Here is a 15,057-nt window from a genome sequence, read left to right as displayed (position 1 = left end):
CACGGAGACAGCAATGCAGCATGGAGTTCAAACGCGGCACGCGTCGGGCGCGCGCCTGCACACCCGATTCACCCGCTCCCTCTTTGGCCAGGTTCTGATCGCCCTCGTGCTTGGCACGGTACTCGGGCTGCTGGCGCCCGAATTTGCCGCCAAGCTCAAACCGCTCGGCGACGCCTTTATCAAGCTGATCAAGATGCTGATCGGCCCCATCGTCTTCTGTGTGGTGGTGGCCGGCATCTGCGGCGCCGGCGAACTGAAGAAGGTGGGCCGCGTTGGCATCAAGGCGGTGGTGTACTTCGAGGTGGTGACCACCATCGCGCTGGCCCTTGGCGTGGTGCTGGCCTACGTGTTCCAGCCGGGCGCCGGCATGAACGTGAATCCGCAGTCGCTCGATGCGTCGGCCATGGCCGCCTACGTGCAGGGCGCCGAGAAGGTGCGCAGCACCGGCACCGTCGAATTCCTGCTCAAGCTGATTCCGAATACCGTGATGGGCGCCTTCGCCAGCGGCGACGTGCTGCAGGTGCTGCTGATCTCGGTACTGTTTGGCTGCGCGCTGTCGCTGGTCGGTGTACCGGGCCAGCCGCTGGTGCGGCTGATCGACACGTTCTCGCAGACACTGTTCCGCATGATGGGCTTCATCATCAAGCTTGCGCCGCTGGGCGTGCTCGGCGCGGTGGCGTTCACGGTGGGCAAGTACGGCATCGGTTCGCTCAAGCAGCTTGGCTTTCTCGTCATCCTGTTCTACGGCGCAGTGCTCGTATTCGTGGTGGCGGTGCTGGGCGGGATCATGCGCATGTGCGGCTTCTCGATCTTCAAGCTGATCCGCTACCTGCGCGCCGAGCTGCTGGTGGTGCTGGGCACGGCATCGTCCGACAGCGTGCTGCCGCAGGTCATGCGCAAGCTCGAGTTCATGGGCATTCGCAAGTCCGTGGTCGGCCTGGTGATCCCGACTGGCTACTCGTTCAACCTCGATGCGTTCTCGATCTATCTGACGCTGGCCGCGGTGTTTATCGCGCAGGCCACCAACACGCCGCTCGCGCTCGGCGATCTGCTCGGCATTCTGGCGGTGGCACTGGTGACGTCCAAGGGGGCCCACGGCATTCCGGGCTCGGCCATCGTGATCCTGGCCGCCACGCTGTCCGCGCACCCGGCCATTCCGGCCATCGGGCTGGTGCTGGTGTTGTCGGTCGACTGGTTTATTGGCATTGCCCGGGCGCTTGGCAACCTGGTCGGCAACTGCGTGGCGACCGTGGTGGTGGCGTCGTGGGAGAAGGATATCGATCGCGAACGCGCGCATGGCGTGCTCAACCGCACCATCGCCGCGAGCGAGCTCGACGAAGGCATGCATGCGCCGGCCGTGCCCGGTCCGGAGAGCGCAGCCGATGCCCGGCTGCCCGGGACCGCCGTGGGGCGCTAGAATCTCGGCATTCCCGTCTACGCGCGGGGCCACGCCCGATGCGCGCCACCATGCCCGAGCATATCGATCCAGACATGACCGCCGAGGCGATTGCCGACGATATCGTCGCCGCCATCGTCTCGCACCGCCTGCCTCCCGGCACCAAGCTGCGCGAGGAGGCGCTGGCCAGCGTCTACCGCGTGAGCCGTACCAAGGTGCGCGCGGCGCTGCTGATGCTGTCGAAGGACAAGGTCATCCAGATCGTGCCCGACAAGGGTGCCTTTGTCGCCAAGCCGAGCGCGGAGGAAGCGCGCGAGGTGTTTGCGGTGCGGCGCATCCTGGAAGCGGCGCTGGCGCGCGAGTTCGTGAGCAAGGCCACGCCGGCCGACTACAAGCGTATCGACAAGCATCTGGCCGCCGAGCGCAAATCGCTGGGCGGCAACGACGCCCAGACCCGTACACGGCTGCTTGGCGATTTCCACATCGTGCTGGCGGAAGTGGTCGGCAACACGGTGCTGACGGAGATCATGCAGGAACTGTCGATGCGCAGCGCGGTGATCACCATGCTGTACCAATCGCGGCGCGACGCCACCTGCTCGTCCGACGAACACCGCGATTTTATCGAGGCGGCGCGCGCCGGCGATGTGGAACGCGCGGTGGCGCTGATGGTGGACCACCTCGCGCACGTCGAGGCGGCGTTGCATTTCGATGAAATGCCCGATCCCGCGCGCGGCAAGGACCTCGTCGCCGCGCTGCTGGCGTAACGGATTGCATCTGACTTGATTTCGATCAAGGTCGGGAGGCCGGCCCAGGCGCATTATTCGTCTGGCCATGAAGTTGCGGGGGCGCACTTCATCGGCTCTCCCCGTCCTTCGCAAGAAGGGCTGCCCGCAGACCGCAATGGCTCTGCGGGCTTTCTTTTTTTCTCTTTCGCCTCCCCCCTCTCTCCCCGTCTTCCTGCCGTCTTCCTGCCTTTTTCCTCGTTCTCCCTTTCCTCGTTCTCCCTTTCCTCGTTCTCCCTTTCCTCGTTCTTCCTTTTCCTCGTTCTTCCTCTCTCTGCTAGTCCTCTGTCCGACCGCTCCAATATCCCGGCCGCGCAAACTGTGTCTTCAGATGCTCGATAAAAAAGCGGATCTTGGCGGGCACCGGCCGCTGTTGCGGGTACACCGCCAGGATGTCGTAGTCGGGCAGCGCAAATTCGTCGAGCACGGTGATCAATTCCCCGCTCTCCAGCTGCGGCAGGATTTCCCAGGTCGAGCGCCAGCCGAGTCCGAGCCCTTCCCCCGTCCAGCGATGCAACAGCTCGCCGTCGTTGCAATCGAGATTGCCGGTGGCCCGCACGGTCACGGTCTTGCCGTTCTGCTGAAAGTACCAGCCGCGCTGCTGGCCGCCCTGGAGGTTGAACGACAGGCAGTTGTGGTGCTCCAGATCCTCGAGCGTATGGGGCACGCCATACCTGGCGAAATACGCTGGCGTGCCGCAGACCACGCGCTTGTTCGACGAGAGCTTGATCGCGACAAAGTTGGGGTCGATGGCGCCGCCGATGCGGATGCCCACGTCATAGCCCTCGCGCACGAGATCCACCACGCGATCGGTCAGGTTGAACGAAATGCGCACGTCCGGATTGGCGCTCAGAAACGCGGGCGCGTGCGGCGCCACGTGCTTGCGGCCGAACGCCGCCGGCGCCGAGACGATCAGGTGCCCGGTGGCCTTGTGCCGGCCCTCGGCAATCAGCATCTCGGCCCGGTCGAGGTCCGATAGCGCCTTCTTGCACTGCTCCATGAACGCCGCGCCCTCTTCCGTCACGACGATGCGTCGTGTGGAGCGATGCAGCAGCTTGACGCCGATGCGCGCCTCCAGCGCATTGATGCGCCGTCCGATCATGACCGGCGTCACGTTCTGGGTCAGCGCGGCGGCCGCCATGCTGCCCTGCTCCACCACGGCGATAAATGCCTCGATCTGTTTGAATTTATCCATGTTGGCCAGCTTGCCTGTGTCTCCTGCTGGCACATTGTGAGGCATCGGCAGGCACTTGCGCATCCCATGCTTGCGATGGGCGTCATGCGCGCCCGCGCATGGCATCAGACGGCATCAGACGGCATCAGGTGACATCACGGCGGGTATCGGGGCGGGTATCGGGGCGGGTATCGGGGCAGGTATCGGGGCAGGTATCGGGGCAGGTATCAGGGCGCGCCTGAAGCCGCCATCGGGCGGGCATCAGAGACCGCGCCCCACCGCTTCGTTGATCTCGGCCGCCTCGGCCAGGACATGGGCCAGCCGCCGCAGCGGTCCCGAGCACTGCAACTGGGCAAACAGCGCGAAGGCCGCACCGGTGACCAGCACCGCGCCATAAACCGCGACGATCTGCTGCACGTCGAAGCCTGCGGCCGTGCCGGGCGCATCGGCCAGCCCATTGAACAACACGAACGCCGCCGGCCCCACCGCCAGCAGCAGCGCCACCGTGCGCGCCGCGCCTTCCCACATCCTTGCCTGCAGCGCGATGCGGCGCTGGCGCGCGCGCAGCTGCAGCGGCGGAATCCGCCCGAGCCGCAACAGCAGCGCATTCTCCACCGAACTCTGGGCATCGACGCGCGCCGATAACCAGCGCAGCGGGTGCCGCCATGCGCCGCGACCGACGGCCATGCGGGCAAGCCAGGCGCCGAGGTAGCAGGCCGCGCTGGCCGCCAATGCCACCTGAAACGCCTCGGGCAGCCACGCGGGCGGCGCCTGCCGCAGCAGCAGGTGCCAGTACGCGAGCGCGCTGCCGGTCATGACCGCCGGCACCAGCGCGGCGACAAAAGCCGCCCACAGCAGGCGCGCGAGTGCACTGGTCGTCCCTGCAACGGAGGCCGTAGCGGGGTCGGCGTTGCGGAGTGCCTCAATCAGTTCGTAGGTAGGCGGCAACCGGGCGTACATGGCGGAAATGTGAGCGGAAACATCGGGGACAAATCGCAACCCGACATTTTGGCTGGCATGTGATGCGACGGGTAGCGCAAATGTGCGAGTTCGCACGGATTCCCTACGCTGTGGGGGGATTTGTTGCAGCGCCGTGTGAATGCCTGATACGCCATATTCTTGACGGGCAATGCCAGCATTCCAAACCACAGGTATCGAATCAATTGATCGCGGTTCCGTTTATCGCGGCCGGCACGCGCCTTAGGATCGTTCCCAACAGAAATCCACCACCATCATTGGAGACAAATCATGCCGAAGATGAGAGCCGTCGACGCCGCCATCGCCGTCCTCGAGAAGGAAGGCATCACCACCGCGTTTGGCGTTCCGGGCGCCGCCATCAACCCGTTCTACTCGGCCATGCGCCGCGCCGGTTCGATCAAGCACCTGCTGGCGCGCCACGTCGAGGGTGCCTCGCATATGGCCGAGGGCTATACGCGCGCCGAGCCGGGCAATATCGGCGTGTGCGTCGGGACCTCGGGCCCGGCCGGCACCGACATGATCACGGGCCTGTACTCGGCCTGGGCCGACTCGATCCCCATCCTCTGCATCACCGGCCAGGCGCCGCGCGCGCGCCTCTACAAGGAAGACTTCCAGGCCGTCGATATCGAATCGATCGCCAAGCCGGTGACCAAGTGGGCCGTGACCGTGCGCGAACCGGCGCTGGTGCCGCAGGTGTTCCAGCAGGCGTTCCACCTGATGCGTTCGGGGCGTCCGGGCCCGGTGCTGATCGACCTGCCGTTCGACGTGCAGGTGGCCGAGATCGAATTCGATCCGGAAACGTACCAGCCGCTGCAGCCGTACAAGCCGGCCGCCTCGCGCGCGCAGATCGAGAAGGCCATCGCGATGCTGAACGCGGCCGAGCGCCCGCTGATCGTCTGCGGCGGCGGTGTGATCAACGCCAATGCGTCCGAGCTGCTGGTCGAGTTTGCCGAACTGGTCAACGTGCCGGTGGTGCCGACGCTGATGGGCTGGGGCGTGCTCGCCGACGACCATCCGCTGCAGGCGGGCATGGTCGGCCTGCAGACCTCGCACCGTTACGGTAACGCCACGCTGCTGGCCTCGGACTTCGTGATGGGGATTGGCAATCGCTGGGCCAACCGCCATACCGGCAGCATCGACGTCTATACCAAGGGCCGCAAGTTCGTGCACGTCGATATCGAACCGACGCAGATCGGCCGCGTGTTCGGCCCCGACCTGGGCATCGTGTCCGACGCCAGGGCCGCGCTGGAACTGTTTGTGGAAGTCGCGCGCGAAATGAAGATGGCGGGCCGCCTGCCCGACCGCAAGGCATGGGTCGCCGACGTGCAGAAGCGTCGCCGCACCATGAAGCGCAAGAGCGATTTCGACAACGTCCCGGTCAAGCCGCAACGCGTGTACCGCGAGATGAACCAGTACTTCCCGCGCGATGTGCGCTACGTGACCACGATCGGCCTGTCGCAGATCGCCGCCGCGCAGTTCCTCTCGGTGAACCAGCCGCGCCACTGGATCAACTGCGGCCAGGCCGGCCCGCTCGGGTGGACCATTCCGGCCGCGATCGGCGTAAAGACCGCATCGCCGAACTCGGATGTGGTGGCGATCTCGGGCGACTACGACTTCCAGTTCATGATCGAGGAACTGGCCGTGGCCGCGCAGTTCAAGGTGCCCTATGTCCACGTGGTGGTGAACAACTCGTACCTGGGTCTGATCCGCCAGGCGCAGCGCAACTTCGAGATGGACTACTGCGTGCAGCTTGCCTTCGACAACGTCAATGCGCCCGAGCTCGAAGGCTACGGCGTGGATCACGTCAAGGTGGTGGAAGGCCTCGGCTGCAAGGCGCTGCGCGTGTTCAAGCCCGAGGACATCGCACCGGCGTTTGCCGAGGCGCGCGAGCTGATGGCCGAGTTCTCGGTGCCGGTGGTGGTCGAGGTGATCCTGGAGCGCGTGACCAATATCGCGATGGGCACCGAGATCGACAACATCAACGAATTCGAGCCGATCGAGGATATCGAGGAAGCCGACGAGGCGATCCTGTCGGAAGAAGTGGCCAACGCCTGAGCGCGCCGGTCCGAGGAGACAACACCATGACGAAACTCGCAGCCAACCTGACCATGCTGTTCAACGAAGTGGCCTTCCTGGACCGCTTCGAGGCCGCCGCGCGCGCCGGCTTTCGCGGCGTGGAGTTCCTGTTCCCGTACGCGTTCCATGCCGACCAGATTGCGGACCGGCTGAGCCGCTTCCAGCTCGACCTGGTGCTGCACAACCTGCCGGCCGGCAAGTGGGAAGCGGGCGAGCGCGGCATTGCCTGTCATCCCGATCGCGTGAGCGAATTCCAGGACGGCGTGGGCGAAGCCATCAAGTACGCCAAGGTGCTGGGCGTGCGCCAGCTGAACTGCCTGGCCGGCATCCTGCCGCAGGGGGTGCGGCGCGAGGCGGCGCACGAGACGCTGGTCGAGAACCTGCGCTTTGCGGCCAGGGCGCTTGCTGCCGAACAGATCGATCTGCTGATCGAGCCGATCAACACATTCGATATTCCGGGCTTTGTGCTGTCGCGCACGCAGCAGGCAATCGACCTGATCGACCAGGTCAACGCGCCCAATCTGTACGTGCAGTACGACATCTATCACATGCAGCGCATGGAAGGCGAGCTCGCGGCGACGATCAAGGCCAACCTGCCGAAGATCCGCCACGTGCAGCTGGCCGACAACCCGGGCCGCAACGAACCGGGCACGGGCGAGATCAACTACCGCTACCTGTTCGGCCTGCTCGACGAGATCGGCTACCAGGGCTGGATCGGCTGCGAGTACAAGCCGCGCACCTCGACCGAGGAAGGCCTGGGCTGGCGCGCGGCGCACGGCGTGCGGTAACCCCGGCGCGGCACCGGAATTTTCATCATTCAATAGAGGAGACATTTCATGGCAAACCAACGCAACATCGGCTTCATCGGCCTGGGCATCATGGGCGCGCCGATGGCGGGCCATCTGCGTGCCGCCGGTCACACGCTGTTCGTGCATGACGTCAATCCGGCGCCGCAGGCCCTGGTCGATGCCGGCGTGACGGTCTGCACCAGCGCCGAGGAAGTGGCCAAGCGCGCCGACATCGTGGTGATCATGGTGCCGGACACCCCGCACGTGGACGCCGTGCTGTTTGGCGAGCGCGGCGTGGCCGCCGCGTACAAGGCCGCGGGAAAGGAGGCGACCTACGGCAAGATCGTGGTGGACATGAGCTCGATCTCGCCGATCGCGACCAAGGACTTTGCCGCGCGCATCAACAAGCTGGGCGCGTCGTACCTCGACGCGCCGGTGTCGGGCGGCGAAGTGGGCGCCAAGGCGGCCTCGCTGACGATCATGGTCGGCGGCCCGGCGGAAGCGTTCGACGAAGTGAAGCCGCTGTTCGAGCTGATGGGCAAGAACATCACGCTGGTGGGCGGTAATGGCGACGGCCAGACCACCAAGGTGGCCAACCAGATCATCGTCGCGCTCAATATCCAGGCCGTGTCCGAGGCGCTGCTGTTTGCCTCGAAGGCCGGCGCCGATCCCGCGCGCGTGCGCCAGGCGCTGATGGGCGGCTTTGCCTCGTCGCGCATCCTCGAAGTGCATGGCGAGCGCATGGTCAAGCGTACCTTCGACCCGGGCTTCCGCATCGAGCTGCACCAGAAGGACCTGAACCTTGCGCTGCAGGGCGCGAAGGCGCTGGGCGTATCGCTGCCCAATACGGCGACCGCGCAGGAGCTGTTCAATGCGTGCGCAGCCAATGGCTTTGGCAAGGCCGATCACTCGGCGCTGTGCCGGGCCATCGAGATCATGTCGAACCACGAGATCGCCAAGACGCCGAAGTAAGCCCCCAACACCGGTGCGCCACACCGGGTCGTAACGCCGGGTCTAACGCCGGGGCGTAACACCAGCCGCCTCGAAGCGGTAGCGACTCGGGGTCGCGCCGCGCGGGAGTCTGGTGCGCCCCCCGCGCGACCGCACCTGCCCAGCAACGCTCGTCACCGCGCGCCCATGTGGCGCGCGGCGACCGTATCAGGATTCTCCATGTTCACCTCAGACGCCAATGCCGCGTTGTTGAGCCCCACGCGCCAGTCCATCGACTATCGCGATGCCAGGCAGGCGCGTGCCCTCCTGCAGGACCTGTTCGATACCGCCATCGCCGCGGTCAGCGCCGCGCACTGCCTGCCGCCTCACCTGCCGGCCCCGCCCAGGGGACGCACCGTGGTGATCGGCGCCGGCAAGGCCGCCGCCGCGATGGCACTGGCCGTGGAGGCGCACTGGCAGGGCGAGCTGTCCGGCCTGGTGGTCACGCGCTATGGCCATGGTGCCGACTGCCGGCGCATCGAGATAGTGGAAGCCGCGCACCCCGTACCCGATGCAGCAGGCCAGCGCGCCGCGCAGCGCATGGTCGAGCTGGTGCGTGGCCTGACCGCCGACGACCTCGTGCTGTGCCTGATTTCGGGCGGCGGCTCCGCGCTGCTGGCCGCGCCCGCACCGGGCCTGACGCTCGCGGACAAACAGGCGGTCAACAAGGCGCTGCTGCGCAGCGGCGCCAACATCGGCGAGATGAACTGCGTGCGCAAGCACCTGTCGGCGCTCAAGGGCGGCCGCCTCGCGCTGGCTTGCGCGCCGGCACGCGTGGAGACGCTGCTGATTTCCGATATCCCCGGCGACGATCCCACGCTGATTGCAAGCGGCCCCACGCTACCCGACGCCACCACCTGCGCCGACGCGCTCGCGGTAATCGCCAAGTACGGCATCGAGGTGCCGGACACGGTGCGCGCGCATCTGGAGAGCGGCGCCGGCGAGACGCCCAAGCCTGGCGATGCGCGCTTTGCCGGCCACCGCAGCGTGACGCTGGCTACCGCCCAGCAGTCGCTGGAAGCGGCCGCCGCGCGCGCGCGCCAGCTCGGCTTGACCGCCCATATCCTGTCTGACTGCATCGAAGGCGAAGCACGCGACGTGGCGCAGGTGCATGCGGCGCTCGCGCGGCAGATCGTCGCGCACGGCCAGCCGTTTGCCAAACCCTGCGTGCTGCTGTCCGGTGGCGAGACCACCGTGACCGTGCGTGGCACCGGCCGCGGCGGCCGCAACGCCGAGTTCCTGCTGTCGCTCGCGGTGGCGCTCGACGGTCTGCCCGGCGTGCATGCGATCGCCGGCGATACCGACGGCATCGACGGCTCCGAGGACAATGCCGGTGCGCTGCTCGGCCCCGATACGCTCACGCGCGCCGCGGCGCGCGGCCTCTCCGCACGTGCTCACCTCGCCAACAACGATGGCTATGGCTTCTTTGCCGGCCTCGACGACCTGATCGTGACCGGCCCCACCCGCACCAACGTCAACGACTTCCGCGCGATCCTCGTGGTCTGACGCGCGATATACCAGCCAAGGAGACAACCATGAGACGCCAGCGCAAAGCGAAGATCGTCGCGACGCTCGGTCCCGCGAGTAGCGATATTGCGGTGATCCGCCAGTTGTTCGAGGCGGGCGCCGACGTGTTCCGGCTCAACTTCAGCCACGGGACGCAGGAGGACCACCGCCAGCGTTATGACGCCGTGCGGCGCGTGGAGGCCGAGACCGGCCGCCCGATCGCGATCCTCGCCGACCTGCAGGGTCCCAAGCTGCGCATCGGCACGTTTGCGGTAGGCAAGGTCGCGGTACGCGCCGGCGACCGCTTCGTGCTCGACAGCGACCCGACGCCCGGCGATGCCACGCGCGTCTGCCTGCCCCACCCCGAACTGTTCCGCGCCGCCAGCGCGGGCCAGTCGCTGCTGATCGACGATGGCAAGGTGCGTCTCCATATCGAGGCGGTCTCCAGCGGCAGCATCGTGACCCGCGTGGTCAACAACGGCACGCTGTCGGACCGCAAGGGGGTCAACGTGCCCGATGCGGTGATTCCGATTCCGGCACTCACGGAGAAGGATCGCAAGGACCTGGAGTTTGCGCTGTCGCTCGGCGCGGACTGGATCGCGCTGTCGTTCGTGCAGCGGCCCTCCGATATCGCGGAGGCGCGCGAGATCATCGGCACGCGCGCCGGCGTGCTGTCGAAGATCGAGAAGCCCGCGGCGCTGCAGCAGCTCGACGAGATCGTGCGCGTCTCCGACGCGGTCATGGTGGCGCGCGGCGATCTTGGCGTGGAGTTGCCGCCGGAGCGCGTGCCGGGTGTGCAGAAGCGCATCCTGCGTGTATGCCGCCAGCTCGGCAAGCCGATCGTGATTGCCACGCAGATGCTCGAGTCGATGATCGATTCGCCGGTGCCCACGCGCGCGGAAGCGTCCGATGTGGCCAGCGCGATCTACGACGGCGCGGACGCGGTGATGCTGTCGGCCGAGTCCGCCAATGGCCGCTATCCGGTGGCAGCGGTGGCGATGATGGATCGCATCGCCAACGAGGTGGAGCGCGACCCGCTCTACCGCAACATGCTCGACGCCCAGCATGAGGCGCCGCTCTCCACGCGGCAGGATGCGATCTGTGCGGCGCTGCGTGAAGTCACGCAGATCATCGGCGCCAAGGCCACGGTGACGTACACCTCGTCGGGTGCCACGGCGCTGCGCGCGGCCCGCGAACGGCCGTGCGCGCCGATCGTCAGCATCACGCCCAACGTTGAGATCGCGCGCCGCCTGGCCATGACGTGGGGCGTGCATTCGACGGTGAGCCCCGACGTGCAGAGCGTGGACGAGATGGTGGAAGCCGCCGCGCGCGCCGCGCTGATCGAAGGCTACGCCGAGCCCGGCGACCAGATCACGATTGCGGCCGGCATGCCGTTTGGCCAGGGCGGCACGACCAACCTGCTGCGGGTGGCCGAGGTCGGCGCCGAACTGGCGGTGGGCACGCCCGCGCTGGCACGCGAACCGGCCCGGGCCTGAGCGCGGAAGCGCCGGGCTCGCCAGGGGTGGTCAAGGGCGCCATTGCTATACTCCACGGCAGATGGCGGCTGCCAGGTCGAGGCCTGGTGGCCGCCGGCTTGACTGACCCCACGGAGTTCCCATGCGTCTCGACGACGAAGCCGAAAGCCAGAATGTAGAAGACCGCCGCGGTGACGGCTACGGCGGTGGCGGCGGATTCGGATTGCCCATCGGTGGCCGCACGATCGGCATTGGTACCGTCATCGTGGCACTGGCCGCGTCGTACTTCTTTGGCATCGATCCCTCGCTGATTTTCCAGGGTGCCTCGGTCATCCAGGGCCAGCAGCAACAGCATGTGCCCCAGGCGCAGGCGCCGCATCGCCCGCCGGCCACCGACCAGCTCACCGTGTTCACGCGCAAGGTGCTCGGCAATACCGAGCGGACCTGGGAGCACATCTTCGAGACCGAGCTGAACCGTCGCTATGCGCCGCCGACGCTTGTGCTGTTTTCCGGCGCAACCCCGACCGCGTGCGGCACCGGCCAGTCGGCAATGGGCCCGTTCTATTGCCCTGGCGACCAGAAGGTCTATATCGATCTGGCCTTCTACAACGAGTTGCGCCAGCGCTTTGGCGCCGGCGGCGACTTTGCGCAGGCGTACGTGATCGCGCACGAGATCGGCCACCATGTGCAGAATCTGCTCGGCGTCTCGCAGAAGGTGGATAGCGCGCGCCGGCGCATGAGCGAGGCGCAGGCCAACCAGCTGTCGGTGCGGCTGGAGCTGCAGGCCGATTGCCTGGCCGGCGTATGGGCCGCGACCGCGCAGCGCGCCAACCAGCAGTTGCTGGAACCGGGCGACGTCGAGGAAGGACTGAAGACAGCCGCCGCCATCGGCGACGATCGCCTGCAACGTCAGGCGCAGGGCTATGTGGTGCCGGAAGCGTTCACGCATGGCAGCAGCGAGCAGCGCGTACGCTGGTTGCGACAAGGCCTGACCTCGGGCGATATCCGCAAATGCGATACGTTTGCCGCGAAGCAGCTGTAATGGCTAGAAACGTGGGAAGAGACTGAGGCGGGGAAAAATCACCTGCCCGGCGGAGAGAGAAGGAGGAGGAGGTCGGCCGGGCAGGTGGGAGAGAAAACGGTGCGGCCAGCGGAGACACCTCCAGTTGGCCGACTTGGTCGCGCACAGGGCATGCGCGACCGGCGATCAGACGCGATAGCCGTACAGATCGCCGTTGCGGGCGTTGTCGAGCGCGGACGCGGAAATCTCGCCGCTGAAACTGTGCGTACCTTCGCTGAAGGTATCGAACTTGCCTTGACGCAGGCCGTCCGTAAAGACGTCGAACTTGTCGCCGACCTGGCGCGCGCCGTCCGTGTACGGATCGAACTTGCCGATCTTGGCGCCGTCCGTGTAGACGTCGAACTGGCCGGCGCGCGAGGCGTCTGCATAGACCTTCAACTTGCCGACCTTGGCGGCGGCGGGGGCAGCGATCGCGGCGGTCGAGGCGGTAAAGCCGGCAACGGCAGCCAACACGAGAGCGCCACCAAGCATGCGTTTGGCGTTCATTTGGGACTCCTTCAACTGATAACAGCTTCTTTTTGGTGCACCCCGGTACGAATCACTGCGGGCTGCGTCATCTGCCATCTACGTGGCGATGCAAGGACAGGCTGAAGGTTAGTGGGTCCGTTCGTCACGAGAAATACCGCTGCGACGAATGGTGCGTTGCACGCCGTGAAACGCTGGACCCGGTGACGAATGGCGCCGTGCCGGCGCGAGCGGCGATGTCAGCCAGCGCCGGCGGCGGGGTGGAAGACGATGCGGTGGGCGGGGATCGCGCGGCTCAGTGCTGGGCCGACTGCGGCGCGTGGCACTCGCAGGGCGCGCCTTCGGCTGCCTGCTGGAGGTTCTGCAGGATGCCGCATTCGCTGGCCGGATGCGGGGTAACGCAGGTATGCCGGAGCGCGCGCAGCTGGTCTTCAAGCGCCTCAAGCGCCACTCTTTGCGTATGGATCTGCTCGATCTGGCGGTCCAGCAAATGGTTGATATCGTCGCAGGCCAGCGACGGATTGCGCTGGAAGTCGCGCAGCCGGCGCACGTCCGCGAGGCTCATGCCGAGCGAGCGGCAGTGGCGGACGAAGTTGAGCTGCACGAGATGACCGTCGCCGTAGCGGCGATAGCCGTTGTCTTCGCGCTGCGGGGCATCGAGCAGCCCTTCGCGCTCGTAGTAGCGGATGGTTTCGACGTCGCAACCGCTATGGCGGGACAACTCGCCGATACGCATGACATCACTCCTGAAGGGCAATCCCTGTAGCGATTACAGGGTTATGCGAGTGTAGTCCAATCTGTGCGCGGGCGTGATGACCGTGCTGCGGGTGTGGTCTGGCACCAGCTGGCAAGCCGAGATGGTCGAGCGGCGCGCAGATGTCTTGCACGGCATCCTGTAGAATTCCTGCCATCATCGCCCGCACCACCTTTTTACCGTGCATACCCTCCGGCTCATGCTGACGATCGCGCTGCTTGCCTTCCTGCCCCTGCAGGCCTGGGCTGGCATTGGCGCCGCGATGGTATCGGTGGAAACCGGTCAGGAGGCGCGGGCCACGACCGCCATCACGGTGCCGGCCGACACACTTGCCGACCTCGCCGTGGCCAGCGCAACGACCGGCAACGGTACTGGCATCGATGGTGGCGATGGCGACATTCCCGCCGACTCCCGTCCGTCGGGCGACACCGCCGAGCCGTCTTCACCCGCTTCCGACTTTGCCGAGCAGTTACTGCCGGCCGCCGCGCTTCGCATGGTAGTCCACGATGCGCGCGGCACCGTGCCACGCTATGCCGGCATGACCTTGCCGGACCCCGACCTGCCTCGCCTGCCGCGCCCACCGCGCGGCTGACCCGCTTTCGCGCGCGGCAGGTATGCCGTGCGCCGTCCACGATCCGCGTGGTGCGCCGTCGGCGTGCCGCGCTCCCGCGGCCTGTCCGCGACTTTTCGAGTCTTGCCCCACAACCATGAAACGTATTCTCCTGTTCCTGGCGACCAACCTCGCCGTCATGCTCGTCCTCAGTATCACGGCCAGCCTGCTTGGCGTGAACCGTTACCTCACGGCCAACGGTCTCAACCTCGGCATGCTGCTGGTATTCGCCGCGCTGATGGGCTTTGGCGGTGCCTTTATTTCGTTGCTGATGTCGAAGACCATCGCCAAATGGTCGACCGGCGCGCAGGTCATCACGCACCCGAGCACCACCACCGAGTTCTGGCTGGTGCAGACGGTGGAAAAGCTCGCGACGCGCGCGGGCCTGCCGATGCCGGAAGTGGCCATCTACGATGGCGAACCCAACGCCTTTGCGACCGGCGCGACCCGGAACAGCTCGCTGGTGGCGGTTTCCACCGGCCTGCTGCAATCGATGTCGCAGGAGGAAGTGGAGGCCGTGCTGGCGCACGAGGTGGCGCACATCGCCAATGGCGACATGGTCACGCTGACGCTGATCCAGGGTGTGGTCAACACGTTCGTGATCTTTTTTGCGCGCGTGGTCGGCTACTTCGTCGATTCCTGGCTGCGCCGCAACGACGAAGAATCCAGCGGCCCGGGCATCGGCTACATGATCACCGTGGTGGTCTGCGAAATCGTGTTCGGCATCCTGGCCAGCATCATCGTGGCGGCCTTCTCGCGACGCCGCGAATTCCGCGCCGATGCCGGCGCGGCCGGCCTGATGGGCAATACGGCGCCGATGGTCAATGCGCTGCGCCGCCTGGGCGGCCTCGATGCCGATGGCCTGCCGCAGAACATGCAGGCGATGGGTATCTCGGGCGGCAAGTCGTGGCTTGCGCTGTTTTCGAGCCACCCGCCGATCGAAGCGCGTATCGCTGCCCTGCAGGGCAGCGGCCGGTAAGCC

General features: G+C 66.5%; 14 protein-coding genes. 10 read left to right on the top strand and 4 right to left on the bottom strand.

From position 1 onward, the window contains the following. Positions 1-13: 13 nt before the first annotated feature. Both DFLDMN_RS13285 and DFLDMN_RS13280 read left to right on the top strand, forming a co-directional pair. Positions 14-1,417, top strand: a complete 1,404-nt coding sequence (locus DFLDMN_RS13285; RefSeq protein WP_423195413.1) for a C4-dicarboxylate transporter DctA — start codon at positions 14-16, stop codon at positions 1,415-1,417. Between the two features lie 50 nt (positions 1,418-1,467). Then, positions 1,468-2,160, top strand: a complete 693-nt coding sequence (locus DFLDMN_RS13280) for a GntR family transcriptional regulator (protein WP_423198405.1) — start codon at positions 1,468-1,470, stop codon at positions 2,158-2,160. A gap of 295 nt (positions 2,161-2,455) precedes the next feature. On the opposite strand, the gene DFLDMN_RS13275 is transcribed toward DFLDMN_RS13280, so the two are convergent. After that, complete coding sequence (locus DFLDMN_RS13275) at positions 2,456-3,373, bottom strand: LysR family transcriptional regulator (protein WP_423195412.1); 918 nt, start codon at positions 3,371-3,373, stop codon at positions 2,456-2,458. A 240-nt stretch (positions 3,374-3,613) separates the two neighbouring features. Further along, positions 3,614-4,312, bottom strand: a complete 699-nt coding sequence (locus DFLDMN_RS13270) for a hypothetical protein (RefSeq protein ID WP_423195411.1) — start codon at positions 4,310-4,312, stop codon at positions 3,614-3,616. A 288-nt stretch (positions 4,313-4,600) separates the two neighbouring features. Between DFLDMN_RS13270 and gcl the strand changes: the two genes are divergently transcribed. The 6 genes from gcl (at position 4,601) to ypfJ (ending at position 12,207) form a co-directional block, all read left to right on the top strand. After that, positions 4,601-6,385: a glyoxylate carboligase gene (gcl, locus tag DFLDMN_RS13265; protein WP_423195410.1), complete on the top strand. Its 1,785-nt coding sequence runs from the start codon at positions 4,601-4,603 to the stop codon at positions 6,383-6,385. Between the two features lie 26 nt (positions 6,386-6,411). After that, positions 6,412-7,194, top strand: coding sequence for a hydroxypyruvate isomerase (hyi, locus tag DFLDMN_RS13260; protein ID WP_423195409.1), 783 nt, complete (start codon positions 6,412-6,414; stop codon positions 7,192-7,194). A 48-nt stretch (positions 7,195-7,242) separates the two neighbouring features. Then, entirely contained in the window at positions 7,243-8,166 is a 924-nt protein-coding gene (gene glxR / locus DFLDMN_RS13255; protein WP_423195408.1) for a 2-hydroxy-3-oxopropionate reductase, read from the top strand. A gap of 198 nt (positions 8,167-8,364) precedes the next feature. Then, complete coding sequence (locus DFLDMN_RS13250) at positions 8,365-9,690, top strand: glycerate kinase type-2 family protein (protein ID WP_423195407.1); 1,326 nt, start codon at positions 8,365-8,367, stop codon at positions 9,688-9,690. A 29-nt stretch (positions 9,691-9,719) separates the two neighbouring features. Continuing rightward, positions 9,720-11,186 (top strand): pyruvate kinase, encoded by a 1,467-nt coding sequence (pyk, locus tag DFLDMN_RS13245; protein ID WP_423195406.1) that lies wholly within the window; start codon positions 9,720-9,722, stop codon positions 11,184-11,186. 121 nt (positions 11,187-11,307) lie between these two features. After that, a complete protein-coding gene (ypfJ, locus tag DFLDMN_RS13240; RefSeq protein ID WP_423195405.1) occupies positions 11,308-12,207 on the top strand; it encodes a KPN_02809 family neutral zinc metallopeptidase in 900 nt (299 codons plus the stop codon). A gap of 165 nt (positions 12,208-12,372) precedes the next feature. Here ypfJ and DFLDMN_RS13235 read toward each other — a convergent pair whose 3' ends face one another. Further along, positions 12,373-12,732, bottom strand: coding sequence for a hypothetical protein (locus DFLDMN_RS13235; RefSeq protein ID WP_423195404.1), 360 nt, complete (start codon positions 12,730-12,732; stop codon positions 12,373-12,375). 274 nt (positions 12,733-13,006) lie between these two features. Continuing rightward, positions 13,007-13,447, bottom strand: coding sequence for a Cd(II)/Pb(II)-responsive transcriptional regulator (locus tag DFLDMN_RS13230; protein WP_423195403.1), 441 nt, complete (start codon positions 13,445-13,447; stop codon positions 13,007-13,009). A gap of 217 nt (positions 13,448-13,664) precedes the next feature. Here DFLDMN_RS13230 and DFLDMN_RS13225 point away from each other — a divergent pair, with 217 nt between their 5' ends. After that, positions 13,665-14,057: a hypothetical protein gene (locus DFLDMN_RS13225; RefSeq protein ID WP_423195402.1), complete on the top strand. Its 393-nt coding sequence runs from the start codon at positions 13,665-13,667 to the stop codon at positions 14,055-14,057. A gap of 115 nt (positions 14,058-14,172) precedes the next feature. After that, positions 14,173-15,054: a protease HtpX gene (gene htpX, locus DFLDMN_RS13220; protein ID WP_423195401.1), complete on the top strand. Its 882-nt coding sequence runs from the start codon at positions 14,173-14,175 to the stop codon at positions 15,052-15,054. The last annotated feature ends 3 nt before the right edge of the window (positions 15,055-15,057 follow it).

Origin of the sequence: Cupriavidus sp. H19C3 (assembly GCF_049393815.1) — a bacterium.
GTDB lineage: Bacteria > Pseudomonadota > Gammaproteobacteria > Burkholderiales > Burkholderiaceae > Cupriavidus.
This window is presented reverse-complemented; position numbering and strand designations above follow the sequence as displayed.